28 protein-coding genes and 1 pseudogene are annotated in these 26,312 nt (G+C 67.3%); 13 read left to right on the top strand and 16 right to left on the bottom strand.

The features are described from left to right. Positions 1 to 130: 130 nt before the first annotated feature. Positions 131 to 640: a peptide-methionine (S)-S-oxide reductase MsrA gene (gene msrA, locus miv_RS11590; protein ID WP_207182906.1), complete on the bottom strand. Its 510-nt coding sequence runs from the start codon at positions 638 to 640 to the stop codon at positions 131 to 133. A 254-nt stretch (positions 641 to 894) separates the two neighbouring features. On the opposite strand from msrA, the gene miv_RS11585 reads away from it, so the two are divergent. Next, positions 895 to 1,548, top strand: a complete 654-nt coding sequence (locus miv_RS11585; protein ID WP_207183464.1) for a DUF938 domain-containing protein — start codon at positions 895 to 897, stop codon at positions 1,546 to 1,548. A 107-nt stretch (positions 1,549 to 1,655) separates the two neighbouring features. On the opposite strand, the gene miv_RS11580 is transcribed toward miv_RS11585, so the two are convergent. After that, a protein-coding gene (locus miv_RS11580) for an IS3 family transposase (RefSeq protein ID WP_207182905.1) occupies positions 1,656 to 2,839 on the bottom strand; the annotation gives its coding sequence in 2 pieces (ribosomal slippage) (positions 1,656 to 2,575 and positions 2,575 to 2,839; 1,185 coding nt in all). 398 nt (positions 2,840 to 3,237) lie between these two features. Here miv_RS11580 and miv_RS11575 point away from each other — a divergent pair. Beyond that, positions 3,238 to 3,429, top strand: coding sequence for a hypothetical protein (locus tag miv_RS11575; RefSeq protein ID WP_207182903.1), 192 nt, complete (start codon positions 3,238 to 3,240; stop codon positions 3,427 to 3,429). Between the two features lie 410 nt (positions 3,430 to 3,839). Then, complete coding sequence (locus tag miv_RS11570) at positions 3,840 to 4,193, top strand: hypothetical protein (protein ID WP_207182901.1); 354 nt, start codon at positions 3,840 to 3,842, stop codon at positions 4,191 to 4,193. A gap of 176 nt (positions 4,194 to 4,369) precedes the next feature. Here the strand turns inward: miv_RS11570 and miv_RS11565 are convergent, their stop codons facing one another. The 6 genes and pseudogenes from miv_RS11565 to miv_RS11545 form a co-directional block, all read right to left on the bottom strand. Continuing rightward, positions 4,370 to 4,966 carry a hypothetical protein gene (locus miv_RS11565; RefSeq protein WP_207182899.1) on the bottom strand — a complete coding sequence of 199 codons (597 nt, stop codon included), beginning with the start codon at positions 4,964 to 4,966 and terminating at the stop codon, positions 4,370 to 4,372. Between the two features lie 134 nt (positions 4,967 to 5,100). Then, positions 5,101 to 5,184, bottom strand: a pseudogene (locus tag miv_RS33910) (Hint domain-containing protein); the annotation flags it as partial. Positions 5,185 to 5,264: 80 nt separating this feature from the next. Beyond that, complete coding sequence (locus miv_RS11560) at positions 5,265 to 6,152, bottom strand: NAD(P)-dependent oxidoreductase (RefSeq protein ID WP_207182898.1); 888 nt, start codon at positions 6,150 to 6,152, stop codon at positions 5,265 to 5,267. After that, the gene (locus miv_RS11555) at positions 6,152 to 6,478 is read right to left on the bottom strand and encodes a putative quinol monooxygenase (RefSeq protein ID WP_048427356.1); all 327 of its coding nucleotides are present in this window, start codon (positions 6,476 to 6,478) and stop codon (positions 6,152 to 6,154) included. The genes miv_RS11560 and miv_RS11555 overlap by 1 nt, the downstream gene beginning before the upstream one ends. A gap of 68 nt (positions 6,479 to 6,546) precedes the next feature. Continuing rightward, entirely contained in the window at positions 6,547 to 7,908 is a 1,362-nt protein-coding gene (locus miv_RS11550; protein WP_207182896.1) for an NAD(P)H-dependent oxidoreductase, read from the bottom strand. Between the two features lie 191 nt (positions 7,909 to 8,099). Continuing rightward, entirely contained in the window at positions 8,100 to 9,047 is a 948-nt protein-coding gene (locus miv_RS11545; RefSeq protein WP_058617509.1) for a LysR substrate-binding domain-containing protein, read from the bottom strand. 217 nt (positions 9,048 to 9,264) lie between these two features. On the opposite strand from miv_RS11545, the gene miv_RS11540 reads away from it, so the two are divergent. From miv_RS11540 to miv_RS11525, 4 genes are all read left to right on the top strand, one after another. Continuing rightward, positions 9,265 to 10,290, top strand: coding sequence for a TRAP transporter substrate-binding protein (locus miv_RS11540; protein ID WP_048427359.1), 1,026 nt, complete (start codon positions 9,265 to 9,267; stop codon positions 10,288 to 10,290). Further along, positions 10,287 to 12,158 carry a TRAP transporter large permease gene (locus miv_RS11535; RefSeq protein WP_207182895.1) on the top strand — a complete coding sequence of 624 codons (1,872 nt, stop codon included), beginning with the start codon at positions 10,287 to 10,289 and terminating at the stop codon, positions 12,156 to 12,158. Before miv_RS11540 ends, miv_RS11535 begins: the two co-directional genes overlap by 4 nt. Before the next feature lie 133 nt (positions 12,159 to 12,291). Then, positions 12,292 to 12,618 carry a hypothetical protein gene (locus tag miv_RS11530; RefSeq protein WP_207182894.1) on the top strand — a complete coding sequence of 109 codons (327 nt, stop codon included), beginning with the start codon at positions 12,292 to 12,294 and terminating at the stop codon, positions 12,616 to 12,618. A gap of 747 nt (positions 12,619 to 13,365) precedes the next feature. After that, positions 13,366 to 14,010: an SOS response-associated peptidase gene (locus miv_RS11525; protein ID WP_207182893.1), complete on the top strand. Its 645-nt coding sequence runs from the start codon at positions 13,366 to 13,368 to the stop codon at positions 14,008 to 14,010. Positions 14,011 to 14,157: 147 nt separating this feature from the next. On the opposite strand, the gene miv_RS11520 is transcribed toward miv_RS11525, so the two are convergent. Next, positions 14,158 to 14,346: a hypothetical protein gene (locus tag miv_RS11520; RefSeq protein ID WP_207182892.1), complete on the bottom strand. Its 189-nt coding sequence runs from the start codon at positions 14,344 to 14,346 to the stop codon at positions 14,158 to 14,160. 128 nt (positions 14,347 to 14,474) lie between these two features. Further along, on the bottom strand, positions 14,475 to 14,624 hold the full coding sequence (locus miv_RS11515; protein WP_207182891.1) for a hypothetical protein: 150 nt from the start codon (positions 14,622 to 14,624) through the stop codon (positions 14,475 to 14,477). Between the two features lie 431 nt (positions 14,625 to 15,055). Between miv_RS11515 and miv_RS11510 the strand changes: the two genes are divergently transcribed. Further along, positions 15,056 to 16,066, top strand: a complete 1,011-nt coding sequence (locus tag miv_RS11510) for a phospholipase D family protein (RefSeq protein WP_207182890.1) — start codon at positions 15,056 to 15,058, stop codon at positions 16,064 to 16,066. Between the two features lie 38 nt (positions 16,067 to 16,104). Here miv_RS11510 and miv_RS11505 read toward each other — a convergent pair whose 3' ends face one another. Further along, complete coding sequence (locus miv_RS11505; protein WP_244748949.1) at positions 16,105 to 16,560, bottom strand: hypothetical protein; 456 nt, start codon at positions 16,558 to 16,560, stop codon at positions 16,105 to 16,107. 68 nt (positions 16,561 to 16,628) lie between these two features. Further along, a complete protein-coding gene (locus tag miv_RS11500; protein WP_207182889.1) occupies positions 16,629 to 16,880 on the bottom strand; it encodes a hypothetical protein in 252 nt (83 codons plus the stop codon). A 476-nt stretch (positions 16,881 to 17,356) separates the two neighbouring features. Between miv_RS11500 and miv_RS11495 the strand changes: the two genes are divergently transcribed. Together miv_RS11495 and miv_RS11490 are read left to right on the top strand one after the other, a co-directional pair. Then, complete coding sequence (locus miv_RS11495) at positions 17,357 to 18,877, top strand: site-specific integrase (protein ID WP_207182888.1); 1,521 nt, start codon at positions 17,357 to 17,359, stop codon at positions 18,875 to 18,877. A 179-nt stretch (positions 18,878 to 19,056) separates the two neighbouring features. Further along, positions 19,057 to 19,632, top strand: a complete 576-nt coding sequence (locus miv_RS11490; protein WP_207182887.1) for a metallophosphoesterase — start codon at positions 19,057 to 19,059, stop codon at positions 19,630 to 19,632. Between the two features lie 10 nt (positions 19,633 to 19,642). Here miv_RS11490 and miv_RS11485 read toward each other — a convergent pair whose 3' ends face one another. The 3 genes from miv_RS11485 to miv_RS11475 all read right to left on the bottom strand — a co-directional run bounded on the left by miv_RS11485 (position 19,643) and on the right by miv_RS11475 (position 22,413). Further along, a complete protein-coding gene (locus miv_RS11485; RefSeq protein WP_207182886.1) occupies positions 19,643 to 20,134 on the bottom strand; it encodes a hypothetical protein in 492 nt (163 codons plus the stop codon). Between the two features lie 549 nt (positions 20,135 to 20,683). Next, entirely contained in the window at positions 20,684 to 21,226 is a 543-nt protein-coding gene (locus miv_RS11480) for a hypothetical protein (protein ID WP_207182885.1), read from the bottom strand. Next, positions 21,226 to 22,413, bottom strand: a complete 1,188-nt coding sequence (locus miv_RS11475; RefSeq protein WP_207182884.1) for a hypothetical protein — start codon at positions 22,411 to 22,413, stop codon at positions 21,226 to 21,228. Before miv_RS11475 ends, miv_RS11480 begins: the two co-directional genes overlap by 1 nt. A 459-nt stretch (positions 22,414 to 22,872) precedes the next feature. Between miv_RS11475 and miv_RS11470 the strand changes: the two genes are divergently transcribed. Both miv_RS11470 and miv_RS11465 read left to right on the top strand, forming a co-directional pair. After that, positions 22,873 to 23,724: a hypothetical protein gene (locus tag miv_RS11470; RefSeq protein ID WP_207182883.1), complete on the top strand. Its 852-nt coding sequence runs from the start codon at positions 22,873 to 22,875 to the stop codon at positions 23,722 to 23,724. 90 nt (positions 23,725 to 23,814) lie between these two features. Next, positions 23,815 to 24,630 carry a hypothetical protein gene (locus tag miv_RS11465; protein WP_207182882.1) on the top strand — a complete coding sequence of 272 codons (816 nt, stop codon included), beginning with the start codon at positions 23,815 to 23,817 and terminating at the stop codon, positions 24,628 to 24,630. Between the two features lie 65 nt (positions 24,631 to 24,695). On the opposite strand, the gene miv_RS11460 is transcribed toward miv_RS11465, so the two are convergent. Then, positions 24,696 to 25,034: a hypothetical protein gene (locus miv_RS11460; protein WP_207182881.1), complete on the bottom strand. Its 339-nt coding sequence runs from the start codon at positions 25,032 to 25,034 to the stop codon at positions 24,696 to 24,698. A 357-nt stretch (positions 25,035 to 25,391) separates the two neighbouring features. On the opposite strand from miv_RS11460, the gene miv_RS11455 reads away from it, so the two are divergent. Next, a complete protein-coding gene (locus miv_RS11455) occupies positions 25,392 to 25,778 on the top strand; it encodes a hypothetical protein (protein ID WP_207182880.1) in 387 nt (128 codons plus the stop codon). The last annotated feature ends 534 nt before the right edge of the window (positions 25,779 to 26,312 follow it).

Here is a 26,312-nt window from a genome sequence, read left to right as displayed (position 1 = left end):
TCTTGCGAGCAGCCGCCATCACCGGGACAAAACGAGGGTTCGTCAGCCCGTTGATGGTGCAGGATTGCAGCCTCTGCCCAGTGCTCGTGACGAAGGCATCGTCGGCAGGCGATGCCACGGGAACTCTCGGCTATTCGGCCGCGGACCGGACCGGCAGCCGCCAATTCGGTCGGACGAAGTGGCAGGTATAGCCGTTGGGATGGCGCTCCAGATAATCTTGATGCTCCGGCTCGGCCTCCCAAAACGGTCCGGCGGGTGCCAGCTCGGTGACCACCCGTCCAGGCCAGAGGCCGGAGGCCTCGACGTCGGCGATGGTCTCCTCCGCTACGCGGCGCTGCTCGTCGTCGACGTAGAAGATGGCAGAGCGATAGCTCAGGCCACGGTCGTTGCCCTGGCGGTTCGGGGTTGTTGGATCATGAATCTGGAAGAAGAACTCGAGGATCCGGCGGAAGCTCGTACGCGCCGGATCGTAGGTGATTTCGATGGCCTCCGCGTGGGTGCCGTGATTGCGGTAGGTCGCGTTCGCTACGTCGCCGCCGGTATAACCTACTCGGGTCGCGACAACCCCTTCCTGACGGCGGATAAGGTCCTGCATGCCCCAGAAACACCCGCCCGCCAGCACCGCTCTCTCGTAGACCATCGTACTCTCCTCGTGCAGACCGGACCCCATCGTTCCAGATAGATAGGTAGCGGGGCCAGCGATCCGAGGCCTTGCGCGGATCATGAGGCTGCCCATGCCACACCCACTCATGTGTGCGATGGAGCTTCGCCGGGCGAAATCGGGAATTCAGCTCGGAAATGACCAGCGGACCAAATGCCAGCCGCCTCCGCGCACTGGTCAGGGTCCAGGATCGCGCTACCTCACAAGGGCCGATGCTCATCGTGAAGCATGTCATGCTGGAATGGGACGCGGTCTTGATCCAACCTCTTTCAACCGGCGATGCCTTGTTCGCGCCAGCCGTGGCTCGGAACAGAGAGCCGATCCTCGATGTCCTGCACCGTCTGCTCCCGGTGTCCGGCTTGGTTCTAGAGGTGGCCAGTGGGTCGGGCGAGCACATCATTCACTTTGCGTCCGCGTTACCCCGCCTGCGCTGGCAACCGACTGATGCTGATCCAAGAGCACTGAGAAGTATCGCGGCACACGCACATGACACCGGCTTGGACAATGTCCTTGCTCCGCAATTCCTCGATGCCCGCGCGCAGCCTTGGCCGGTGGCGTGCGCCGATCCGGTGCTGGCAATCAACATGACCCATATCGCGCCGTGGTCGGCAACGGTGGGGTTGATGGCGGGAGCCGGCGGCATCCTTCCTGAAGGTGGCCTGCTCTACCTGTACGGCCCGTTCAGGGTCGCGGGAGCCCACACGGCTCCCAGCAACGCGACCTTTGATGCGGACCTGCGTGCTCGCGACCCCGCGTGGGGCGTGCGGGATGTCGAAGCGATTTCTGAAGCTGGCCTGGCTCAGGGCTTGAGCCTCGTCGAGCGTATTCCGATGCCGGCCAACAATTTCAGCTTGGTCTATCGGAGAGGCCGCTACCGCAATCCTTGAGAATCTGCCGTGCGTCGCCGACCCTGCCGCGTTTGTCCGCTCGTGGTCGGCTTGAACATGCGCTGTATCGGTCTGATCAGCCCCCACGGGGTGGCCCGAGTGGAATGTTAGTGAACCGTGGGCCTTTGCACCACGGGTAGCTTGGCCGGCGGAGCCGGTCGGGCGAGCGCAGCCGGCCAAGCGGTGAAAGCTGGCACGAACACCTCCGGGGCCGGCGGGCGGTAGCCGAGCGAGGCGTGCGGCCGAACCCCGTTGTAGTGTCTCCTCCATCTCTCGATCAGGATCTGTGCATCCCGCAGAGAGTAGAAGATCTCCCCGTTCAGCAACTCATCCCGTAGCCTCGCGTTGAAGCTCTCGATGTAGCCGTTCTCCCACGGTGAGCCTGGCGTGATGTAGGCTGTCTTTGCGCCCACGGCGGCGATCCACTTCTGCACAGATTGGGTGACGAACTCCGGTCCATCGTCAGAGCGAACGTGCGCAGGCACGCCGCGCAGGATGAACAAGTCCGAGAGCACATCGATCACATCCGGTGCCTTGAGCTTGCGCGCCACCCGGATGGCCAAGCACTCGCGGGTAAACTCGTTGATGACGTTCAGCAGGCGGACCTTACGCCCGTCATGCGTGCACGCCTCGACGAAGTCGTAGGACCAGACATGATCGCGGTGCTCGGGCCGCAGCCGGACACAGGAGCCGTCCCCGTCCCACAACCGGCCCTTCTCGGGCTGACGGGCCGGCACCTTCAGCCCCTCCTGCCGCCAAAGCCGCTCCACCCGCTTGTCGTTGACCAGCCAGCCCGCCGCCCGCAGCAGGGCGGCGATCTTGCGATAGCCGTAGCGGCCATACCGGCGCGCCAACTCGACCAGGTCGGCCAGCAGCGCCGCCTCGTCGTCTCTCCCCCGCGGCACCTTGCGACGCGTCAAGCGATGCCGCCCGAGGGCGCGACAGGCGCGCCGCTCGGAGACCGTCAGCACAGTCCGGACATGCTCGATGCAGGCGCGCCGGCGCGCGGGGCTCAGAAGTTTCCCCGGGCGGCCTCCTGCAGGATCAGCGTGTCGAGCGTGAGATCCGCGATCGCCTTGCGCAGCCACTGGTTCTCGGTCTCCAGCTCCTTCATCCGGCGCACCTGGTCGGACTTCAGCCCGCCGAACTCCTTGCGCCAGCGGTAATACGTGACCTCGGTCACGCCGATACCCCGGATCGCGTCAGCCACGCTCTGACCCTGCGAGACCAGCACGTCCACCTGCCGCAGCTTGGCCACGACCTCTCCCGGCTTGTGCGTCTTCGTTCCCATCGCGTCCGTCCTCCGTCGGCTCAAAGCCATACTTCAGCGCGGACCACTCCGATGGGGGCTGACCACCTGCGCCTTCATCCTCCTGTCGTCCAACGCATACGCCATCGATCCGTTTGAGACCCAATGCAGCAAGGCATTCGACGAGAATGCTGATAGCCGGGCCGGCGCATCCTGGGCCGGCGCGAACAAGGCGAGATACTGCAAGTGCATGCACCACGTGTTCGCGGGATCCGCTGATGATCTCCGGGATTACAATAATATTCCGGTAAAATCCGGGCCGATAGCTCGAATGGAATGGAAGTGCTACGTCGACAGCGACCGTACGACCAAGAGCAAGTTCCGGCCCTGACGCCTGACGATCGCTGCACGCTGCGCATTCCGGCAATCACGCCCGGTAGGTGCCGCAGCAGATCAGCAGCACGCACACCACGCCCCAAGGCAGCGAGACCTGCGTGCTTGATCCGGAGGGCGAGTGCGTCGAGACGGAGGAGCGCGACAGCCTCGTCGACGGCCGCCTCGATCCCGACGCGCAGCAGCCCGGCAACGAGCGCCCCAAGCCTTTTGATCTGAACAAGAACAAGCCGACCTGACCATCGCCACGATCGCCTTGTTATGAGAGCCGCAGCGTTGCCCCAGTTGCCCAATCAGGGCTTCGACCCTCACGGCGTCGCGATTTCACGAATTCGTGCGGGTGGTTCCGAATCACCCTTATGATGAAGAGAGTGTCCCTCCCCTTGAAGGAGGGAAAGTCATGACCAATTTGCAAAACAGGCAGTGCGCATGCGGTAAAGAATTTGCTCCCATCGACGGTCGGCAAATATTCTGCTGTCGCAGGTGTGCAAATCGCATATATAGACGCGAAACCCAGGCTAGAATTCGAAGCGGCGCAACTCTTCGCCCTATTCCTAGGCTTTATACAGCCGATGAGATTGCGCTATTGAAGCGCGATCCTCATGCTGTCTTGCCAAATAGAGATAAGCTAGCAGTATATCGATACTGCATGGTTCATAAGATTATCAGACCCTTCTCCACGGTCTCTGAACGCACAGGCGAAGAAGGCAGAGAGCCAAAAGAGCTCCTCGGTCACAACTGGAAGCGAGATCTCGCCCGCCATCAAGAGCGCATACGTCGTGACGGCGGAAAATCTCTAAACGAACGCTTCAAGCAAATCGTGCCGCACTCGTCAAGACGATCAGAGATCATATCCGAAGCATTCCTCTACATCATGGATCACCGCTGCGCGCCAGAGGAGGCTGTGAAGGAAGCATCCAAGACGGCCTCCCGTTTCTATGCCGAAGAGCTCTGCACGTGCGAGTTCAACGACGCCTGGATGCAAATGCCCGACCCCGAATAGACGGCACCTTCACGCGCTCAGGATGACCCAGGCTCGATGACGCCCTGTCGCCCCGAAGCGATAGTAAGGCATCACCGATAGTCGCCGGCAGAAAGAGTGAGCCCCGCTGGCCGGGAGGCGCAGCGGGGCGGGAGCCGATACGCGACAAGGCTCGTGCCCCGAATAATGGGCAGTGGTTACCCGGCTCTCAACCCGCTGCGGCATCGGCGTCCGCCAGGGCCAACTTCAGGATCCAGCGCGTCCGCATCGCCCTGCGCCAGCATGATTACCAAGTGCCGCAAGAGCCACGTCCCGAAGGCGTCCTTGTCGAGATCGGCCGACACTTCGGCGAAGTAGACCGTGAGCGTGCGCGTCTCCTCGGCGCCGGCCGGCGCAAGGGCTACCAGAGCGTTGAGCGCGGCGGCCTCGACCTCGCTGGCGCCATCGGCCACGGCAAGAAGATGAGCCTCGTCCGGGGCGCTGCTGGCCTCCGCATCGACGTAGTCGCGCACGGCCTGTGTCATTGCGAGGTTGGCGCTGCGGTGCTCCTGAATCGCCGCCAGCAGCGGGCTCAGCTCCTTCGCCGAAGGCAGGGCGATGACAGCCGGCGGCGAGGCCTCCGGGACGAACAGCACCAGTTCGGCGAGACGGGCACGCACGAGATCGCCTCGCTCGCAGCCACCGATGCCGCTGGTCAGCAGGTTCGTGCCCTCCTCAGCCACGTACCAGCGAAGGTGCGCGATCAGGGCATGCGCGCCGGCCCGAGAGGCGCAGGCGGTGCCGAGGAGCTGCATCGAAGCCTCGTGCTCGGCTTCCTCAGCCGCGGCCGCCTCGTCATCGGGCGCGATCTGGAAGAGCGCCCAGGCGCGCCGGTGTGCCCGGATGGCCGGCAGGATCGGATCAGCGCTGGCCGCGGGCGCCAGCAGACCTTCGCGAGCAGGATGTCGTGGCTGTCCAGCTCGACGTGCCAGTAGGTGACCGACGAGACTGGCTCGCGGGCGATGCTGGTGCCACGACCCGGCTGGGTGAAATGCCGTAGGTGAGCGCGGCGATACAGTAAGGCCGCCAACACCCTTTGCCGCTCAACCGGTGCTATGGAAGAGGCAGGTCGTTGCGGCGGTAAAGCTCGCGGAGGACGGCACTGTGGTCGAGATCACCATCGCCGTGCGCGACCATGTCTGAAAACATCTGATCGACGAGGGACAAGACGGGCAGCGTCAGGCCCAGCGTCTCCGCGTGGGCGAGCGCCGTTCCGGTGTCTTTGACCTGGTACTTCGCCGGGCCGCCAGGCGCGAAATCGCGTTCGATCATCCGCAGGGCGTGCTGCTTGAGGATTGTCGAGTCGGCGAAGCCCCCGAGCAGAGCCTCGCGGACCTTGGCGGGGTCGGCACCGCCGCTCTCGACGAAGGTGATCGCCTCGGCCACCGTGACGATCGTCGACGCGACGATCGCCTGATTGGCGAGCTTGGCCAGCTGTCCGCAGCCCGCAGGGCCGACATGGGTCGGGCGCCCCATCGCGGCGAGGACGGGCTCGGCCTGTCCGACCGCTTCCGGGCTACCGCCGGCCATGATCGCCAGGGTGCCGGCGATCGCGCCGCGCTCACCGCCGGAAACCGGAGCATCGACGTAGTGGATACCGGCCTGCGCCGCCGCGGCGGCCTGGCGCTGCGCGGTCTCGACCGGAATCGAGCTCATCACCACGAGCAGGCTGCCGGGCGCCATCGCGGCGAGCGCGCCGTCGGGCCCGAGCAGGATCTCATCGCAGACTGGACCGGAGCTGAGCATGCAGATCACCGCGTCGGCGCCGCGCACCGCCTCGGCCGGATCGGCCGCGAGACCGACCCCGGCCCCCGCGAGGGCGGCGGCCTTGTCGGGCGAGCGGTTCCAGGCGCGCACGGCGTGGCCGGCCCGGCACAGGTTGCGCGCCATCGGGCCGCCCATGATGCCGGTGCCGAGGAAGCCGATCGTCAGCGGTGCCATCAGCGGGCGTCCGCCCCGCTCGCGGTGCGGGCGAGGAAGCGGACCGGACGTTCCTCCTCGATCAGCGCCGGGAAGCCAGCCCGGAACCGGGCGAGATGCGGGGTCTCGAGATGAGCGTGGAAGGCGGCGCGGTCGTCGTAGACCTCGTAGAACACCACCGTGAGCGGGTCGCTCTCGCTGACCGCCACGTCGAAGGCGCGGCAGCCGGGCTCGCCAGCCACGGAGGAGCGGGCGTCGTCATGGGCGAGGTCGAGGAAGGCGTCGAGGGAGCCGGGCTTCACCCGGAACTCGGCGATGACCACGAAGGGCCGGGACGGGGAAGGCATGGCGGAACTCGCGGGAGGGAGAAGCACGCGCGGCGCCGGATCAGTCCGGCGCCGCCGATCGTCGGGCGTCAGGCCGCCTTGGGGGCCGCCATCTGCCGGGTCGTGTCCTCCATCTGGCGGCGCAGGGCGACCACGTCGAGATCGTTGACCAGCTCGACGTCGTCGACGCTCACGATCGTGTCGCGGGCGACCGGCCGCTTGAGCTTGACGTTGTGGGCAAGACCGATCGGCAGGGCGCCGAGCGCGAGGCTCTTCGAGGCGGGGATCGCGTTCGCCCACACCGCGTAGCCGCCCTCGCCGTCGAGCATCTCGCCAGGCTTCAGGTCGCGCTTGGCGGTCGCCACCGCGTCGCCGCGGAACTCCTTCGAGCAGCCGGTCGGCTCGTTACGCAGCACCGCCGACAGCACGCTGACGCTGGTCTCGAGACCGATCATGTGGAACGGCCGCCACATCGAGCCGTACCAGCCGGACGGATCGGTGAGCAGGCCGTACTGCTTGAAGCAGGCCCTGGTGTACTCGCTCGTCGCCTTGAATGTGACGAACACGCCGTAGCGGATGTTGTTGAACACCTCGCGCCCGTCCGGCTCCTGGCTCGCCGCGATGTCGACGAGGCCCGAGCGCGGCAGGCGCCCGCCGTCGGCGACCGGGCGGAAGACCCGGGCGAGGTCCTGCAGGCCGGCCGGCGGGAAGGCGAGGCCGTCATCGGGGCAGTCGAGCCCGGTGCCGTTGGCCACCGCCGCCATCTCGATCGCGGCCTTGGTACCGTCGGTGAACGAATTGTACATCTTCGGGTTGAAGTCGCCCTTCTTCACCTCCTCCTCGGACCAGCCGAAGAAGCCCCACACCGTGTCGGGGGTGGAGTAGCGGTAGCGCGGCTCGAAGTTCATGCCCTTGCCGGCCGAGGTCAGCTCGAAGCCGCAGGAGCGGGCCCAGTCGACGAGCTCGCAGATGATCGCCGGCTGGTCGCCGTAGGCCATCGAGTAGACGACGCCCTGGCGCCTCGCTCGCTCGGCCAGCAGCGGACCGCAGAGCACGTCGGCCTCGACGTTGACCATCACGACGTGCTTGCGGGCGTCGATCGCCTGGATGGCGTGGCGGATGCCGGCGATCGGGTGGCCGGTCGCCTCGATGATGCACTCGATCTCGTCGCAGGCGGCCACCGCCCCGGCATCCTCGGTGACGAAGGTGCGGCCGCTCCTGACGGCATCCCCCATCGAGGTCGCGGCGTAGCGCTCCTCGGGCCAGCCGACGCGGGCGAGCGAGGCACGGGCGCGGCCGGCGTCGAGGTCGGCGACGGCGACGACGTGCATGCCCTCGATGCGCTGGGCCTGGGCCAGCACCATCGAGCCGAACTTGCCGGCGCCGATCAGCCCGACGCGGACGGGCTTGCCGGCGGAGGCACGGGCGAGGAGCAGGGTGGAGAGATTCATCGGTGTCCTCCAACGGGTCGCTTCTTTTGCCGACCGGCCTCTCGCCGCGGGCTTCCTCGGGGGAAGGGCGGGCCGGTCTTGGCGCGGCCTCGGCGGGTCCGCGAAGCGGCTCGGCGAGGTCTGACGTGCAAACGCTAGAAGCGCGCTCCGTGAAGGACAATCCAGATTTCCGAGCCGACCGTGAAGCGTGCCTAAAGCGTTGCGGCGTCCCGCTCCGCGACCGACGCATCCCGCTTCATCGTCCACGCGTCCCGCTCTTGGGTCCACCCGTCGCGCTCGCGGCGGATCCAGTCGAGGAAGGCTCGCACCTTGCGCTGGCGCAGGTAGTCGGGCGGGCACGTCACCCACTGGGTGACGAGGGTGATCCGCGGCGGCTCCGCGAGCGGGCAGGCGACGCGCCCGGCCTTCAGGTCGCCCCACAACATCAGGTCGCTCTCGAGCGCGATGCCGAGGCCGCCGGCCGCCGCGTCGATCGCCATGTGGGTCCGGTCGAACAGGAGGCGGCGCCAGCGCGCGGCCGGTATCACCCCGGCGCGCTCGAACCAGTAGGCCCACTGCACCTGCGACTTCACCGAATGGATCAGCAGGTGCCTGGGCAGATCCTCCGCCGCGAGGCTGCCGGGGGCAGCGAGGGACGGGGCGCAGACCGGGCGGAAGCTCTCCTCCGCCAGCCCCTCGGCGAAGAGACCGGGCCAGCCGCCGGTGCCGTGGCGGATCTCGACGTCGACGCTCTCCTTCAGGAACGTCGTCGGCTCGTTGGTGCCGTCGAGGCGCAGTTCGATGTCGGGATGCGCCGAGAGGAAGCCGGCGAGGCGCGGCAGCAGCCACTTCGTCGACAGGCTCGGGGTCGCCCGCACGGTGAGCGTCGTCACCGAGCGGAAGCCCTGGATACGCTGCGTCGCCTCCACGATCCGGTCGATCTCGGGCCCAATCATCTCGAAGTAGCGCTCGCCGGCCTCGGTCAGCACCACGTTGCGGCCGGCCTTGCCGATCAGCGCGGTGCCGAGGCTGAGCTCCAGCGCCTGGACCTGCTGGCTCACCGCCGAGGGCGTGACGCCGAGATCCTCCGCCGCCCGGGTGATGCTGCCGGAGCGGGCGACGGCGTGGAAGACCGTGATGGCACGAAGCGGGACCGACATCGCGACAGTTTAGCGGCGCTTCACGGATGTGCAATTAATCTGGATTGTCCTTCACGGACGCCTCTCCGTAGTGTCGCCCCCAGCGAGACGAGACGCCCCGACAACAGGGGCGCCGACCGGGGAGGATGACGAGCGCCAACCTCGCGCCTCCTTCCGTCTCGGCCTGAACGATGCCGCACCGCGAGCCCCGCGGATGCCGGCGCGCCGGAGGAAGCCCATGACGTCCAAACCCGAATCCGGACCCTCGCGCCGCCTGTTCCTGGCCGGCGCCGCGGCGATGCCGCTCGTCGCGATCCGCACCCGGCCGGCGCAGGCCGCGGAATTCAACTACAAGCTCGCCACCGGCCAGTCCCTGACCCAGCCGATCAACGCCCGGCTCGACCAGGCCTGCCAGCGCATCCGCGAGGCCTCGGGCGGGCGGATCGAGCTGAAGTTCTTCCCGGCAAGCCAGCTCGGCTCCGACACGGACCTGATCACCCAGGTGCGCAGCGGAGGCATCGAGTTCCTCAACATCGCCGGCTCGGTGATCTCGACGGTGGCCTCGGGCGCGGCGATCACCAATGTGGGCTTCGCCTTCTCCGACTACGACCACGTCTGGCGCGGAGTCGACGGGCCGGTGGGCGCCTATGTCCGCACCCAGATCGAGAAGGCGGGCCTGATCGTCGCCGCCAAGGCCGCCGACAACGGCTTCCGCCAGATCACCTCGAACGCCAAGCCGATCAAGACGCCCGAGGACCTCAAGGGCTACCGCATCCGCGTGCCGGTGGCGCCGATCTTCACCTCGCTGTTCTCGAGCCTCGGGGCGAGCCCGACCTCGATCAACTTCAACGAGCTCTACACCGCGCTGCAGACCCGGCTGGTCGACGGCGAGGAGAACGGCCTCGTCACGATCGAGGCCGGCAAGCTCTACGAGGTGCAGAAGTACCTCACCGAGACCAACCACATCTGGGACCCCTTCTGGATCGTCGCCAACCGGCGCGCCTTCGGGAAGCTGCCCGACGCGCTCCAGGAGATCGTCCGGCGCGAGCTCGACCGTGCCGCGATGGAGGAGCGCGAGGACGTCGTACGCCTGACCGGCACCCTCAAGGGCCAGCTCACCGCCCGCGGCCTCACCTTCGAGACCGCCGACAAGGCCGCCTTCCGCAAGAGCCTGACCCAGGCCGGCTTCTACCGCGACTGGAAGGAGAAGTTCGGGGCCGAGGCGTGGAAGGCGCTCGAAGCCGTGACGGGGGAGCTGGCATGAGCGCGGTGGCCGACCTCCACGGGCGGCCCGCCGCCGCCCTTCCGGCCGACTGGCTCTCCTCGGCCGAGCGGGCCTTGCGCCTCGCCGTCGAGGTGCCGGCCGCAATCCTGGTCGCCGCCGAGGCGGCGATCCTGTTCGCCGGCATCGTCTCGCGGGCGATCGGGCATTCGATCATCTGGAGCGACGAGCTCGCCTCGATCCTGTTCCTGTGGCTCGCGATGCTCGGCAGCGTCGTGGCGGTGCAGCGGGGCGAGCACATGCGGCTGACCTTCGTGGTCGGCGCGCTCTCGCCCCGGGCCAGGGCCTGGTGCGACGCGCTTGCCATCGGGGCGGTCTTCGCTTTCCTGGCGCTCCTGATGCACGCGGCCTACGACTACACCGAGGACCAGTCCTTCGTGGAGACGCCGGCGCTCGGCTGGTCGGGCACGGTACGGGCGCTCGCCGTGCCGGTCGGCTTCGTGCTGGCACTCCTGTCCTGCGCCTTGCGGCTTGCCCGGCACCGCCCGGCCGACCTGATCGGGGTCGGCGCCGTGCTCTTCGGGATCGTCGCGCTCCTCAGCCTCGGCGCGCCCTGGCTCGCCGGGATGGGCAATTTGGCGCTCCTCGTGTTCTTCGTCGGGCTCCTTGGGGTCGGGATCCTGGCCGGCGTACCGATCGCGTTCTCGTTCGCTCTCGCCACCTCGGCCTACCTGCTCACCACCACCTCGACGCCGCTCACCATCGTGGTCGGGCGGATGGACGAGGGGATGAGCAGCCTGATCCTGCTCGCGATCCCGCTCTTCGTGCTGCTCGGCCAGCTCGTCGACGCGACCGGGATGGCGCGGGTGATGGTGGCGTTCCTCGCCTCGCTGCTCGGCCACGTGAAGGCCGGCATGTCCTACGTGCTGCTCGGCGCGATGCTGCTGGTGTCGGGCATCTCCGGCTCGAAGACCGCCGACATGGCGGCGGTGGCGCCCGTCCTGTTTCCCGAGATGCGCAAGCGCGGGATGAAGGACGGTGAGCTCCTGTCAATCCTCGCCGCCTCGGGGGCGATGAGCGAGACGATCCCGCCCTCGATCGTGCTGATCGCCATCGCCTCGGCGACGGGGGTGTCGATCGCCGCCCTGTTCACCGCCGGCATCCTGCCGGCCCTGCTGCTCGCCCTGGTGCTGGCCGTCGTCGCCCGCTACCGCGCCGGGCGCGAGGAGGACGCGGTCGCGATCCCGCGCGCGCCGATGTCGGTGGTGGGCAAGACCCTGCTCGTCGCGCTGCCGGCCCTGCTGCTGCCGTTCCTGATCCGCACCGCGGTGGTGGAGGGCGTGGCCACCGCCACCGAGGTCTCGACGATCGGCATCGCCTACTCGCTGGTGCTCGGGCTCGTGATCTATCGCGGCGGGCTCAAGCGCCGCGAGATCATCCCGATGCTGGCGCGGACTGCATCGCTGTCGGGGGCGATCCTGTTCATCGTGGGGGCGGCGAGCGCGATGGCCTGGGCGCTGACCCAGTCCGGTTTCTCGCACGACCTCGCCCGGGCGATGGCGGCGGTGCCGGGTGGCAAGACCGGGTTCCTGCTGATCTCGGTGGTGGCCTTCATCGTGCTCGGCAGCCTGCTCGAAGGCATCCCGGCGATCGTGCTGTTCGGCCCGTTGCTGTTCCCGATCGCGCACCAGTTCGGGATCCACGAGGTCCATTACAGCATGATCGTGATCCTGGCGATGGGACTGGGCCTCTTCGCCCCGCCCTTCGGCCTCTGCTACTACGCCGCCTGCATCATCGGCGGGGTGGCGCCCGAGGCCGGGATGCGCCGGATCTGGATCTATCTCGGCGCGCTGTTCCTCGGGCTCTTGGTGCTCACCTTCGTGCCGTGGTTCTCGATCGGGTTCCTCTGAAAGACCTAGCAGGTTGCTGAAAAAGGCCAACGAGGTCGCAAAATCATCTCCGGCTCCCTTCCGGAGCCGGTGAAATACGCTGCATCGCTCCTAAAACAGCGGCTTGGCTTGCGTAGGAACGCAACAGAGGTTGATGGAAGAAGAAAAAATTTTCTCCATCTCGGGACTCTTTCAGCAGCCTGCTCGAGGAATTCGAGGAAGTGGATACCGGCTCGGCGCAGAAACCGCGGCAAAATCTAAGAGCTATAGAACTTCGCAATTGCAACGTGATCGCGAAGTTCTCTTATTTAGCGATCACCTGAAGTCAATGACTGCGCTTACTGACTTTGTTGTATTTCTCTTTGCAGCGCGTCCTGTAGGGTATTTCATGGCGCTGAGCGCAAACCGGATCGCGACGCTCTTGGCCGAAGCGTTTGGCGCGAGAGCACCGCGTGATGGTCAGCGTGAGGGTATTGGGTGAAGGAAACCAAATGACCGGAACGCACTCGGAACCGGTCATTATGGTCACAGGTCATGAGGGGCCGCTTCGGGTCAGCAGCGTGGATTCCACCCGCGCGTTCAGAATGCCCGAGTGGGGTCGTTTCAGACACCGACACGTTGGGGCTATGGACGCTTTGAACCTCGTTGTTGAGCGAGCATCGCTGGCGTGACGTCCGCCCCGAAGCAAATCGGCTTGGCACCGCGCGGATGGCTGTGGGCGCTGCGCCGCCCGCAGGATCGGCCAGCACGGTCGCTTTGATAGGGGCAAGCGCAGGAGCCGCGGTAGCGTGCAATCGACTCGGCGATAAGGCGTTTGGCGATGTCAGCGTTGGTTCGTCCGGCTGGCGCTTTACGCGGCCGCTCGGGCGCCGGCCAACTCGGCGGGGCGCCTCGCTCGAACGGGTTCTGGACTGATGGCTGTGTGACCGGCTGCGCCATCGCCTGCCTGATGCAGCGGACCACACCGAACAGGATGACGGCCTAGAACAAGGCCGTAAGCACGATGACCATCACATCGGAGAGTTGCCGTCGGTGCGCGCTGGGCCGGTCGTACTTCCGCGGCTGGGGCCGAGCGCCTGCTGAGCGGCCCAGGCCTGAAATCGCTCCTCGGCCTCGTCCCGCTCGCCCATGTCAACCGCCTGCGATGCTCGTTCGCCTTGGCCGTTGTTTTGGGGTGTCCGGTCGTCAGCAAGAGACCGGCAGGAGCCGATCGACTACGATCCCTGCCATGTGCAACCTCTACAGCTCCGCTCGCTCCCAGGACGAAATCCGGCGTACCTTCGCGGTCGACCGCGACGAAACCGGCAACCTTCCGCCGCTGCCCGGGATCTTCCCCGACCAGATGGCGCCCGTCGTCCAAGCTGTCGACGGCGAGCGGGTGCTGACGATGATGCGCTGGGGCTTCCCGCCGCCCCCGAAGGTCGGCACGCAGCCGGTCACCAACGTGCGCAACGTCGCCTCTCCCTACTGGCGGCCCTGGCTCAAGCCGGCACACCGCTGCTTGGTGCCGGTGACCTCGTTCAGCGAGTACGCCGACACGAAGCCCCGCAAGACGCCGGTGTGGTTCGCCCTCAACGAGAGCCGTCCGCTCTTCGCCTTCGCGGGGATCTGGCGGCCGTGGACCGGCGTGCGCGGCCCGAAGCGGGAGGAGCCTGTCGAGGAGGAGCACTGGCTGTTCTCGTTCCTGACGACGGAGGCGAACGGCGTGGTCGGGCCAGTGCATCCGAAGGCGATGCCGGTGCTGCTCACATGTGCGGAGGAATGGCGTACCTGGCTCGAGGCGCCGGCCGAGGAGGCCCTGCAGCTACAGCGGCCGCTCCCAGGCGAGATGATGGCCGAGGTGGCACGAGGCGAGCGCCAGGACATGATCTAGGGGGCAGGCTGCCGATCGAGACGACCGACCGTGGCAGCCCTGCAGTGACGGCAGCGGTGTCGCCCTGGAGCCGCATACTGCCGATGGTCGGCGCCCCGATCCCCCGGCTGGTCTCGTTTGAAGCGTGGCGCGGGTTGCGTTTGCAGCTCACTCCGCGATCCCACCACTCATGGCGATGAAGTCATGCGCCCTGTCATAGGCGACCCGAATCAGTCCGGCGTGCCACGGGTCCGTCATGTCCAGGCAATCCCACGCACGGCATTCCGGGATGCGCTCACGTGCACGCTCGTGCATGGAGCGAGCGATGAGTTCGAGAGGCTGGCGATCGATATCCATGTGGGCCATTATTAGGCGCCCCACGCCCTACATTTCCACACTGTAGGGGCCATAGGCTACTTCGATCTATCTTGTCTTATCTTGAGGTCCCATTCTCTTGTCGGGGCGTCTCAAAGTGAAACCAGCGCTCATCCGACCGGCGCAAGCAGGATCGCCGTCTTGACCGCGTTCCGCTGCTGCAGCCCGGTCACGCCCTCCCGCGCCAGCACCTCGACCGCGTAGGCGTGCGCCAGGACGGCCGCGGTGACGTCGATGCTGCCCTTCCCGACCTCGAACACCGGCGGCGCCGGCGCCGACGGGGCGGCGAGGTAGGTGGAGATTGCCGCGCTCAGTTGCTCGCGTGTCAGGAGTTACGCTCGGTAGGGCTCGCCACTCATCATCGCTTCGTCTCATAGATTGGGATGATGCTGGGTTCCCGCGTCGGCGGCTACTGCCAAGTGACGACGATCCTGCGTGACAGCATGACTACGAAGGTGTTGCAACGTTGGTCAACTCCACTCGATCCGGTAGAACCGAGGCGCTAAGCGACCTCCCAGGCAGGCAGATAACCTCGTCATGTCCAATCAATCACCTAGAGCGTTTTCCGACGACGTGGAGGCCGGTTCGTCGAAGAAAATGCGGCAAGACAACGACTTAGAGAGCTTCGCGATTGCAGCGCGATCGTGAAGTGCTCTAGATGTATCACCTTCGACCGAACTTGGGAGGGGATATGCGCTTCTTGGCAGGTGAGCAGTTGCATGAAGCCGTGCGACGCGTGCTGCAAGGTTCAGATGCTCGATGTGCGGTGGCGTTCTGGGGAAATGGCGCAGAATCAACCGGTCTCTTCGTAGATGCAAACACAGCGAAAATCGTCTGCAATCTAAGTATGGGTGGCACGAATCCGGGGGTTATTCGTACGCTAAAGAAGCGCGGCGCTGACGTGCGGCAACTCGATGTGCTGCATGCGAAAGTTTATATAGGACGTAGCGCCGCGGTTGTAGCCTCTGCCAACGCATCTTCAAACGGGCTGGCTCTTGAAGGGCTAGAGCAGACACATTGGTCGGAAGCTGGTGTGGAAATCGAACTAAACAACGCAGCTGACGTGATCAGTTGGTTCGACCACACCTGGAGCCAGTCACGCGAGATTACAGAGCGAGACCTACGCCGCGCCGAGATTTTATGGAGAGCCCGCCGCAGGCTAAAACCAACGGTGTCCTTCGCCAATTATGATGTTGATGCTGAAGCCCGCGATGGAACGCTTCCAGTTCCTTGCTGGTGGTCCGGCACCGGTATCTGGAAAGCAGATCCGGAGAGGACCAAGGAAGTCATGGGCTATTATGAAGAGGGTATGTTCACCCTTGAGTTCCAAGACGAGCAGGACACCGCTGTGGTTAGTCCGGGAACCTGGCTGCTCTGGTGGCACCGCGGTGCGACTGGCATTCCCCGTAAAGACAAACTTACTTTCGCCCAGGTCGGAAAATACGTCCCTGGTGTAATGCGTCACCTAGAAGGCGAGCTAGAGAATATTGGCGCGCTTCTTTCGGCTGCGGAGCCGGGACAGGAACCATTCGACGCATCAGATGATCGATTCGTCAAGGCATTTAAGGAGGTGATCTGCAGACCACAGTTTGAAGCTTACAGAAGCGACGAGGGCCCGCCGTGGTTTATCACACTTGCCCTTGAGCTAACTAACTTCTGGCAGCAGTTGAAACAGCGCTATCTTGAGCTACCTGACAGCTGATTTCTGAGCCTGCCCGCGGAGGCAGGGCATTTCCAGCATCAGGAGCCAGTTTGGCCCCTTGCAGCCTTCCGAGACAGCCTGAACTCTTCCCATGTCTCCCGGCGCGTTTGCTCCGCTTCAGCATCAATCTCGCCAAGGGTCTTCGTTCGCCCCCTCGACGCTATCCACTCCTGTCGGCGCTTCTGCTCGGCTTCATAGGCGATCTCACCGAGATCCCGCGCCGGAGCCGGGAGCGCTGGCGTCTGCATGGCACCGAGCGCCACCAGCTCGGGGAAGAGGCTCGGATGGCGCAGGTGCCGCCAGCGGTCGATCGCCTCGAGGTCGTACATGCCGGTGTCCGGATCGGGCCGCGGGAAGCCCCGCATGAAGAGCCGCGGCCGGACGGCGTCGAACTGCGCCAGCGTCAGATGGAGCCGGAGCGCCGCCTTCTCGGCCGGGATGTCGCCTGGCTCGACCCAGAAACGGACAGAGGGGGCTCTGGGTGGTTGTGGCACGGCTCTTCCCCTTGCGGGCTGCAGTGCGCCCTACAGCGCAGCGCATCGCTCAGATGGCGCCCCTGGGCCTAGTCGGTTTGCTGGGCCAGCCACTCTTCGAACGATTGCCCGGCCGCTTCTGGCGGTAGCAGGCCCGAACGGCGGTCGAGAGCTCGGTCGATCGCCTTGCGGTCCCAACGCCGCGTTCCGATCATCGGCCCAGGCACGATCCCACGCCGGACCCAGTCGTCGAAAGCGTCGGTCGTTTCGCAGCCGCAGTACTCGGCCGCTTGATCACGAGTGAGCCCGCGGGGCAGCATTCCGATCGGGAGCTTGGTCATAGCGCGCTCCAGGCCTCGGGACGGGCCGCAGCCAGCCTACGCACCGGAGGCGAAGCCCGCCCGTATGCTCCTTACCGAGCCCGTTTCCGTGTTGCGACCGTGTTGCGTGGAGCAGCCTACGCCACGCCGTAACCGGTTGTAAAACCTGCACCCGTGTTGCAGGCAATCGCAACACGTTCCGACAGACTAGCGGGCACGAAAAAGCCCGCTAAGTCGTTGACCAAGCGGGCTAAACGGGTGGTAGCGGAGGAGGGATTTGAACCCCCGACACAAGGATTATGATTCCGCGTAACGGGGGTTTTGGACGCTGTTCGAAACCTTTTCGGGCGGATCGGCACGCACCCTTTCATGACGATACAGGGGGATTTCGCGTGTTCAATCAAGGATCTGGCAACGGGACCTCGGTACGGATGGTGGCAAGCCCGGGCGGCGATCCGCCCGAATGCCTCCGCCCGAGTTCCGCCCGAGAGCGCCGCATGCCCGTGAAGCTCAACGAGACGCTGGTCAAGAAGGCGCTCGCCGACGTCGAGGCCAAGGCAAAGGCCTATGACCTCATCGACGCCGCGTGCCCTGGCCTGCTGCTGCGCGTCGGCCCGAAGGGGGCCCGGTTCGCGTATAAGTACGAGACCGGACACAAGACCTACAGGCTCACGTTCGGCAGCCCCGAGCAGATCCGCCTCTCCGACGCGCGGCTGATCGCCAGCGACGCGCGGCGCCGGCTGACGAACGGGCTCGGCCGTCCCGACGAACGGTGGCTGATCGCCAAGCTGCGCGACATGGGCAAGCTACCGCCCAGGCCGCCGAAGCGGGAGCCGGATCCCGCCGAGATCGAGCGCGTCCAGGACATACTGCGCTCGGGCGAGTGGACGTGGGAGGAGGCTCGCGCCGCCTATCTCGCGGAAGTCGCGCGCGTCAGGCGCGCCGACACGCACACGGACTATCGCAAGATGCTGCACATGCCCGAGCTCTCCATCTTCGAGGGGAAGCGGGTCCGGCGCATCACGATCGAGGACCTCGCCACCATCGTCTATGTGGTCCACGCCTCCGGCCGGGAGCGCCACGCCGAGCATTTGGCGAGCGTGCTCAGGCCGATGTGGACGTTCCTCTCGCTCCACGGCAACAAGAAGCTGAGCGGCGTCGAGACCGGCATGTCCATGCTCAAGGCCCCCGAGCGCACGCCGGGCGACAAGCCGCGCGCGAACGGGAAGGTCCCCGGCGAGTATTTCGCCTCGGCGCAGGAGATCGGCTACACGCTCGCGGTCGCCCGATGCGGCGTGCTGGAGCCCTCCCTCGGGGTCGCCCTTGAGCTGATGGTCCTGACCGGCCAGCGGCGTCGACCGATCGCCTCGGCCGAGGTCGCCGACTTCTGCGACTTCGCCGAGCAGCCCGGCTGGGGGGTGTGGTCGATGCGCCCGATCCACCGCAAGACCGCGGCCAAGCGCGGGGATAAGACGCTGCACTGCATCCCTCTTCCCCCTGAGCTCTGGAGGCGCCTCCGGGTGCAGATCGAGCGCGCCGGCGACAGCCGGTTCCTGTTCCCGCAGGTCAGGCCGCGCAGGGCGGGGGCCTCCGCCGACGGGCACCTCTCCCCCGCTGCCATCAACCACAGGCTCCTCGACATGGGGGTCCGGGCATCGCCGCACGACCTGCGTCGCGGCCTTTCCTCCCTCTGTCAGACTGCGCTTCGGATCCTTCCGGCCACCGTCGAGCTCATCCTCGACCACAACGAGGGCGTTCCTACGGACAACGTCCTGGAGAGGCACTACACGATGGACAGGCGCCTCGATTTGAAGGTCCCGGTGATGGAGGCGTGGAGTGCCTTCGCCTACCGACAGGCCGATACCGAGGCGGCGAAGCTCCCCTCGATCGAGACGCTCGGGACCGAGCTCGCCCGCCGGCGCCGGGAGCGCGAGCTCGCCGGAAAGGGGAAGCGCGCCAAGCCGGGGCCGGCCGAGGGCGGCGAGGACAGCAAACCGGAAGAGGCCCTGGCCGCATAGCCCAGGGACAACCTCTGATCTGTGAGCCCTCCCCTCTTGCGGGACGCCCCGAAACGACCGAGTCTCCCACGATGAAGACGCTTCCTCTCGATCCGAAACGCCGCCTGGCCTGAGGGCCAGCCACCCGCCGCCGGGGACCCCAGGCGGCTTGCGTTCTCGTACGATGGGGGCCAGCCCCGATGACCACCTTCTTCACCGGCGACACCCATTTCGGCCATGGCGGCATCCTGTCGAACAGGATGACCCGGCCCCGCCCGTTCGCATCGGTCGAGGCGCACGACGAGGCAATCGTGGCGCACTGGAACAACCGCGTGCGCCCCGGCGACCGCGTCTACCACCTGGGCGACTTCGCCTACGGGTGCTCACTGGCGCACGCGCGCTCGATCTTCGACCGGTTGAACGGCCGCAAGGTGCTGATCCGAGGGAACCACGAGGAGCGCGGCGAGAGGCTGCCGTGGGAGGCGATCCACGACGTCCTGCGCCTGAGCGTGCAGGACCAAGGGATGCCGGATGCAGTCCCCGTGTGGCTGTCGCATTACGCGCACCTGGCGTGGCCGGATAGCCACCGTGGCAGGCTCCACCTCTACGGGCACAGCCACGGCGCGATCCCGTCCACCTCGCGCTCCTGCGACGTCGGCGTCGACTGCTGGGGGTTCCGGCCGGTGACCGTGCCGGAGATCCAGGAGCTCCTGGCCGACGTCGCCGCCCGGGAAGCCGGAGGGGCCGCGTGCGCGGCCCTCGCGGAGGCGGCCTGACCCCGGCCCCTCAGGGGACCAGGGCGCCGAGCGCGTCCAGGTCCTCCTCGGGTACCCAGGGCTTCCGGCGCTCCTGGGCCGTGGGAGGCCTCGTCCCGCAAATTGCATCAGCGACGAGGCCGAATGCGAAGGTCTTGGATGGCCCCATCCCGGTGCAGACAAATCCAGATGTGACGACGATCATCCTGTCCGTGCGCAAAAAATTGACGTGCTCTGGAGATCTGGAGATCAGGCCGAGCCACGCAGGAGACGTAATATTCACAACGAGGGCGAGCGGCTCCTCGCGGTGGCTCATGCGGATCCTCCACCCTCTCCTGAAAAGACGTGGGATTTCCTCCCGTCCGAATTTCGTAAGAGGGGCAGCCTGCCAGACCGGGTCCGTGACGAGATCAAGCTCGTTGGCAACCCGGCTCGTCTGGACGACAAGCCGCGGATCGTAAGTCACGCCGTCGGGACCTACCGGCATGTGCATCGGCCTGATTTGTCGATCGATCCAGCGCATGTTCTCCTGTCCCTAATATGCGGTGACGGCTGCAGCTTCGCGCTGCCGGCGAAGCTCCCGACGCCGCAGTGCGAGTGGCGTCAATGGAATGATCACCCCGGCGTAATGCCGCGCGAGTAAATCCTCGGTGCGCTCCCCTCGGCGCGGCGTCGTCGACGGCGGGAGTGCGGCGTCCAGGAGAGCAAGGAGGCCCGGCTCCAGCGCTGCCGGCGAGGTCGGCTTCGGCCGCGGGTGCGTCAGCCGAGGCAGCCGGCGCGGCGTGTGAAAGGGGGCCTCAATCGCCTCTCGCAAGTAGGCGGCCTGGGCTGCAAAATCATGTGCGGGGATCGATCGTACGGTCACCTGACAAATCTCCGAACTAATTTCTCGACAAGTGCTTGGCCGATCGGGACGTACACGACGCCCCCGCCGAGCTCGGCGCATCTGTAGACTTGTGGGATCTCGGGGCCCTCGGCCGCATCGCGGACAAGCGCCCCCTCGCGATCGGCCGCCCCCCGAAGGGGCAGGCGGGACACTGCGGCCCGGACGGGTCCTCTCATCGGGCGCACCTCAGAACGGGATGCTGTCGTCGTCGAGGGGCGGCGGGCTCGCGCAAACCGTGCACCGGATCTGCCGCTCGTCCTCCCATCCGCAGCCGCCTGGGCACGCGTCGGCCTCCGAGCAGCCGCAGGATAGGCAGACCGGCCCGAGGTCCGCCGGGATCCGCCACGCCGGTCCGCGCAGGGCGGCCATCGCGCTTTCCGGCGTCGGCAGCGTGCCGAGCGCGTCGAGGCAGGCGTGGTAGTGGGCGGTGTACGCCCGTGTCGCGGCGGGCGCGGTGAGCTCGGCCCGGCTCGCCATCCCCCCGGAAACGAGGAGCCCGAGCCCGAGGACGCCGATAGCCTCCCGCTCCTCGTCGGACAGCCCGCGCCAGAGCGCCACCACGTCCAGGCGCTCTGGTGCGATCTCGCGGCGCCTGCGCGTGGGATCCGGCACGGGCAGGCCAGCTTCGCGGAGGGGACGCTCGATCTCGTCTTGGAACGCCAGCTCTCGCTCGGCATCCTCGCGCATGGCCTCCCAGTCGGGGGCGTCCTCAAATCCGATGCTGCTCATCATGCCCTCCCGTTGGCGTATGTGGCTTCGGCGACGTCGGCGCGGACCCATTCGAGGGCGTCCTGCGCGTCGAGGCCGGCCCGCCGGGCGAGCGCTACCGCGAGGGCGAGGTCTTCGACGGTGAGGCGCCCCCGGTGGATCGGATAGCCTGGGCGCGGGGGCGCCGGCAGCGAGTGGACGGGCTCCTCGACGATCGCGGGGGCGTGCGAATCGGTCGAGGCGTTTGCGTCGACGACCGGGTGCGCGGCGAACGGGACGACATTCGTCTGCGAGGGCGCGGGCGCATGGGGCGCGACCGGGGCCTGGGTGGGCGACGCGGGGACCGGCACGGCCTCGGTCGATGAGGGCTTGGTCTTGCCGTATGGCTTCGTCAGGCCCAATCGGCAGAGATGGTAATAGACGGTTCCCTCTCTGACGCCCCATAGATCTGCGAGGTCAGGGGCCCGAGGCGTCACGGCGTAGGCGCGGAGGATCTCGGCGTCGCTGGCAGGGATGAGGCGCTTGGCGCCCCCGCGAGGCAGTGTCGAGGTCTCGGACATCGGGGTGGGCTCCTGCGAAGGGATGGGGACTGGGACGGAGGGGGGACCGGCGAGGCTGGGTAACACGCGCTCGACCGCGGCGCGCTCGCACCCGGCGAGTGCGGTGGCGAGCGCGGGGGACGGCTCGGGTAGGCGGAAGCGGCCGGTCGCGGGCTGCTCCGGGACCAGGGCGAGGGCGAGCTCCAGCACGCGGCCGACCGCGAGCTCGAAGGCGCGGGCGGCCTCGCGTGCCTCCGCGGCGCCGGGCTCGCCCCGCTCGGCGGCGCGCGACAAGGAGACAGTCCGCCCGCGCTCGGCGTAGTCGGCGCGCGGGAGGTCGGTGAGCCCGCGCGCTTGCTCGATATACATCAGCAAGTTCTTGCCCATGCCCGCGGCGCGCTCGCCGGCGGCGCGCGAGCGAAGGGCGTATGCGGCCTCAATGCCGACGGCCTCCTGCAAGGGCGACGTCGACCTCGGGCGCTTCACGCCGGGGCTCTGTCCCAGGAGCGCTCGGCCGGTCCTTGCGAAGCCCCCGAGCGTCCTGGGATCGATCCAATGCCACCGCTTTTCGCAGGCCTCGGAGCCGTGGCTCGCCATCAGCGTCGCGACCGCCTGTGGCGATGGTGTGATGTAAACGTTTCTGTCTATGCTTGCGAAGCTCTCCCTCACGACTGAGCCTCCACGAGGCTGACCTCAACGTCGAGGCCCAGAGCAGCCAGCATTTCTACGCCTGCCCATCGGCGATCGCTCAGAACATCCCAGACATACTGCCGAGAGATCTGATGCCGCCGCCCCCACGCGGCGGCCGACCCCGCCTCCGCGACGGCGGCTCGCAGGCGTTCGAGCACAAGTGTCCGATCGCGAAGATCGCGCAAAGCCACGGCTATTCTCCTGGCAGGTTGGTATTTGCCCAGGCTACTCGTCTGCGCGACCGCATACAAGAAGAAAAATGGACTAGATGTGGGTCTTTCGTGTTTCCCAATTCTTTCAACCACAGTTTCACCAACAGCGTGTGGTGGAAACTGTGGTGAATGACGCGCTTTTTGTGGTGGAAACCCTGCGCCCTGGAATTCGGCATGCCGGAGTGCTTTGCTGTCTGCATCCCCGCTGACAGAGAGCCCCCCCGCCATGACCGACGCCGTCGAAGCCCTCCGCGCCGCCCTCTCGATCCCTCAGCCGCCCGCGTTCTGCGAGCTAGAGTGGCTGCCGGAGGGCCGCGTCTATGACCCGAAGAGTGCGTACCGCTGGAGCGCCCGGAAGACCCCGCTCTACGAGAAGGCCGTCCTCGCGGCTCACAGGGGGATGACCGCCCACGGCTTCCATCTCGACCGCGGCCGGGTCGTCCTCGACATGCCGTTCGACGCTGATCTGGCGCTGCTGGAGCGGCGGTTCGGGCAATGGGAGAGGGTCGCCCGGGAAAACCTCGCCCGCGAGGAGGCCTCCGCGGCTCGGCGCGCCGCTCTGCCGGCGGCCGTCACCGCCCCGACGCAGGAGGCCCTCAAGGTGCTGCTGCGGGACCACGAATGGGCTTTCCGGCGTCTCGATGAGGCGCACCGATTCGCGACCGAGGAACGCCTCACGGAGGGGCAACACCGTTTCGCGACAGATCTCCTGTCCGATGCGCAGACCGTGGTCCGCCGGGTCGAGGAGAGGCTGGCGACCCCAGCCGGCGAGGCCGACCTCGCGCGGGCGCAGGATCCTGCTGTGCGCAGGGACGTCCATGCCGCGTGTCGGTATCTCACAGAGCTCGATCAGGACCGGGCCCGGGACGCGAACGGGGTGGGATGGGGTCAGGATACGAGCCTCGTCGGGCACCGGCTCGCGGAGGAGCAGGAGCTCACCGTGCTCCAGGCGGCGCATGCTCTGAAGGTCGTCCACAAGCACCGGCGGCAGCTGCCGGTGGCGCTGAAGGAGCGGCTCTACGGCTGGGAGCCGGCATTCTGGCGCACCCTCCCTCCGCCCCTGCCGCGGGCGCCGTGACGGGTCACGCTGGCGACTTGCATCTTGCCGCTGCAGCATCTCACTGCGGCACCTCCCGACCGCATCGCCCTCTCTCCTCGGAGACCTTCCGTGCTGACACCCGCCGCCCGCCTCGCAGCGATGCTGCAGGCATTCTTCGAGGCGCTCGTGCGCTTCTTCCGTCGCCTCCTCGGGATCGCCGGCGAGGCGGGCTCCATGCTCGCCGAGGACGCCAAGACCGCCTGGTGCGGAGTGACCGCGGTCAACGAGGGCGTCGGCCGCGGCCTCGACTTCGCCGTCGCGAAGCCCGGCATGGCGCTCGCCCGGGGCCTGGGCGGCGCGGCCCTGAGCACCGCCGGGGCCGTCGGCAGCCTCCTCGGCGCGCTCGCCCCCTCGCGACCGACGACCCCGGCGGACCTGGCGCGCCAGGCGGTGGCGGCCGACGACGCGCCGATGCCGTCCCTCCGCCCTGCGGTCAGCACCCGCCCGCGGCTCGGCGACGGCCGGACGCAGCCCTATCTACTGCAGGGCAACGCTCTGGGCAGCGCCGTCCAAGACATCGCCCGCGCTCGGGCGATGGGCGATGCATCGGTGGGTCGCATCCATGCGGACGTGCCCAAGGAAGTCCTGCAGTGGATTTTCGATCTGTCGCACACGCAGCTCGCCGCGGTCTCCCGCCTGCCTGCCGCACACGTCCACGCCCACATCACAGGGCAGACCCCGGCGCCGGGCTTGCCGCCCGCCCCGCCGGCGCAGTCGATCGCAGCCCTCCCGCTCTACTCGCCGGACGAGCTGACCGCGATGTCGCGCCAGGCCATGGCCTACATGCGCCGCGAGACCGCCGAGGTCGGGCGGATCGCCGAGGCGGCAGGGCGGCGGCGCCTCGTCGGCGAGCCAGGGGGACCGGGTCCCGCCCTCGCCCTCTAAGCGGGATGCCAGAACGACGAAGGGCCCGCCGATCCCCCGGCGGGCCCTTCTCGTGTCCGGGTGGCTTAGGCGCGGCCGGTGATCTCGGCGCACAGCCCGGCGAACAGGGTCTGCGTCTGAGCGTGAGCCTGCCGCTCGCCGCTCAAGGCATCCCGCAAGGCCGCGATCTGGGCGCGGAGGTCGACGTTCTCGTCGTGCAGCGCCTCGGCTGCGGCGATCGCGTCGGCCTCGACCGCGCGGCTCTCCTGGAGGCGCAAGGCGAGCTCGCCGACGGATGCGATCCCGTCCAAGCGCTGCCCGGCCGCCCTGAGCCGGGCGTCCGCCACGGCGTGCCGGAGGACCGCGAAGGCCTGCAACCCGCGGCTGGCGCAGTCGAGGCCGATGTGGGCGACATGGTGCGTCATCGAGGCCTCCTCCGGTCGGTGAGTCCCCAAAATGGGCCTGGGCGGGCCGCGTCGGCAAGGCTCCCGAGCCGAAATCCCCAGAATGCGGTGAACGGGGCGTTACCGGTGCGCCTTGGGAGCCTGAAACGCGCTTCTCAAACTCGAAGGCGTCGGGATTCCTGCGATTTTTGGCGTTCTGACAGGGGGTTGGGCCTGTTTAGAACCTCTCTAAGTGGTAACTCGCGGTGAGTGCAGGTCGCGTCGCGCCGAGTGCATGCCGAGTTTGCGGGGTGACTGGTCACGCGGTGGTCGCGTGACGCGTCCTGGTGCCTTGCGAGCCGAGGCTGCATCCTCGCGTGGTCCAACCCGGAGGCCGATATGTCCGACACCCCCGCCGCCGCCCGCCTCACCGGCGCCGCACGAACGTCACGCCGCCGCGCCGTCGCACGCGACCGCAAGCGGCGCCAGCGCGCCTCGGAGGCCGAGCGCGGCCGGCCGGACCTGATGGTCCTCGACCGGGCGATCGTGGACGCCTTGCGCGCGCTGCTGCTGTCCGCCCCCGGGGGCGAGCGGTACACGCGGGCCATCCGCCCCGAGGCCCTGATCCTGGCGGTCGGGGCCCATCTCGTGAAGCGGTCGATCCAGGATCGGGCTGCCGGCCGGGCCGTCGTCGCCTACAAGCGCGAGGAAGTCGCGGCCGCGATCGAGAGCCGGCTGTTCTCGACGCCCCGCGGCCGCCGTGAGGGCGCCATGCCGGACGTGTGACGCGTCACGCGGAAGCGCGTTTCAGTCCCTAGGAGTAACGGGGGGAGCAGGTTCGTCCAAGCAATCCATTCGATCAGGCCGGCTCCAGGACGATGCGTGCTCGGAGGCCTAGCGAGGCAGCTACGGCGAGCTGTCGATCGAGGTCCCAGGCGGCGATGTCCCCGCTGCGGAGGGCCATCCGGACTTTCGGGCTCGCCATCCCGATCGGGTAGCGACGGATGGAGGGGGCCTACTCGAACGCCCGGGAGATCGCCTTGGAGGAAGCCGCATTCAGGGCCGGGAGGAGTTGCCCAGCGAGGTCGGGTCTGCAAGCCTAGGCTGCTTGTGTCTGCAACGCCCAGAGATCGGCTTCGCGCCAGTTGCAGACATTTAATCGGGATCGCCCGAATGGCTGCTCGTCGCCCAATAGCGGACCTTCGGACTTTTCAGGCTTCACCTTAGCCTATCGACTTACTCACGCAAGCTTGGCGCATGAAATCTGCCATCATCTTCTCACCTTATAATCCGGAGCGAATTGCCGGATCTTTAAGATAT

It is taken from the genome of Methylobacterium indicum (genome assembly GCF_017347565.1).
GTDB lineage: Bacteria > Pseudomonadota > Alphaproteobacteria > Rhizobiales > Beijerinckiaceae > Methylobacterium > Methylobacterium indicum.
Note: the sequence above shows the minus strand (reverse complement) of the source record. Positions and strands in the feature narration are given on the sequence as shown.

What these genes read in the sequence shown, in the direction of transcription:
- msrA (WP_207182906.1), bottom strand. Translation starts at nt 640, where the DNA reads ATGGTCTACGAGAGAGCGGTGCTGGCGGGCGGGTGTTTCTGGGGCATG.
- miv_RS11585 (WP_207183464.1), top strand. Translation starts at nt 895, where the DNA reads ATGCTGGAATGGGACGCGGTCTTGATCCAACCTCTTTCAACCGGCGAT.
- miv_RS11570 (WP_207182901.1), top strand. Translation starts at nt 3,840, where the DNA reads ATGGTTCATAAGATTATCAGACCCTTCTCCACGGTCTCTGAACGCACA.
- miv_RS11565 (WP_207182899.1), bottom strand. Translation starts at nt 4,966, where the DNA reads ATGCAGCTCCTCGGCACCGCCTGCGCCTCTCGGGCCGGCGCGCATGCC.
- miv_RS11560 (WP_207182898.1), bottom strand. Translation starts at nt 6,152, where the DNA reads ATGGCACCGCTGACGATCGGCTTCCTCGGCACCGGCATCATGGGCGGC.
- miv_RS11555 (WP_048427356.1), bottom strand. Translation starts at nt 6,478, where the DNA reads ATGCCTTCCCCGTCCCGGCCCTTCGTGGTCATCGCCGAGTTCCGGGTG.
- miv_RS11550 (WP_207182896.1), bottom strand. Translation starts at nt 7,908, where the DNA reads ATGAATCTCTCCACCCTGCTCCTCGCCCGTGCCTCCGCCGGCAAGCCC.
- miv_RS11545 (WP_058617509.1), bottom strand. Translation starts at nt 9,047, where the DNA reads ATGTCGGTCCCGCTTCGTGCCATCACGGTCTTCCACGCCGTCGCCCGC.
- miv_RS11540 (WP_048427359.1), top strand. Translation starts at nt 9,265, where the DNA reads ATGACGTCCAAACCCGAATCCGGACCCTCGCGCCGCCTGTTCCTGGCC.
- miv_RS11535 (WP_207182895.1), top strand. Translation starts at nt 10,287, where the DNA reads ATGAGCGCGGTGGCCGACCTCCACGGGCGGCCCGCCGCCGCCCTTCCG.
- miv_RS11530 (WP_207182894.1), top strand. Translation starts at nt 12,292, where the DNA reads ATGGAAGAAGAAAAAATTTTCTCCATCTCGGGACTCTTTCAGCAGCCT.
- miv_RS11525 (WP_207182893.1), top strand. Translation starts at nt 13,366, where the DNA reads ATGTGCAACCTCTACAGCTCCGCTCGCTCCCAGGACGAAATCCGGCGT.
- miv_RS11520 (WP_207182892.1), bottom strand. Translation starts at nt 14,346, where the DNA reads ATGGATATCGATCGCCAGCCTCTCGAACTCATCGCTCGCTCCATGCAC.
- miv_RS11510 (WP_207182890.1), top strand. Translation starts at nt 15,056, where the DNA reads ATGCGCTTCTTGGCAGGTGAGCAGTTGCATGAAGCCGTGCGACGCGTG.
- miv_RS11500 (WP_207182889.1), bottom strand. Translation starts at nt 16,880, where the DNA reads ATGACCAAGCTCCCGATCGGAATGCTGCCCCGCGGGCTCACTCGTGAT.
- miv_RS11495 (WP_207182888.1), top strand. Translation starts at nt 17,357, where the DNA reads ATGCCCGTGAAGCTCAACGAGACGCTGGTCAAGAAGGCGCTCGCCGAC.
- miv_RS11490 (WP_207182887.1), top strand. Translation starts at nt 19,057, where the DNA reads ATGACCACCTTCTTCACCGGCGACACCCATTTCGGCCATGGCGGCATC.
- miv_RS11485 (WP_207182886.1), bottom strand. Translation starts at nt 20,134, where the DNA reads ATGCGCTGGATCGATCGACAAATCAGGCCGATGCACATGCCGGTAGGT.
- miv_RS11480 (WP_207182885.1), bottom strand. Translation starts at nt 21,226, where the DNA reads ATGAGCAGCATCGGATTTGAGGACGCCCCCGACTGGGAGGCCATGCGC.
- miv_RS11470 (WP_207182883.1), top strand. Translation starts at nt 22,873, where the DNA reads ATGACCGACGCCGTCGAAGCCCTCCGCGCCGCCCTCTCGATCCCTCAG.
- miv_RS11460 (WP_207182881.1), bottom strand. Translation starts at nt 25,034, where the DNA reads ATGACGCACCATGTCGCCCACATCGGCCTCGACTGCGCCAGCCGCGGG.
- miv_RS11455 (WP_207182880.1), top strand. Translation starts at nt 25,392, where the DNA reads ATGTCCGACACCCCCGCCGCCGCCCGCCTCACCGGCGCCGCACGAACG.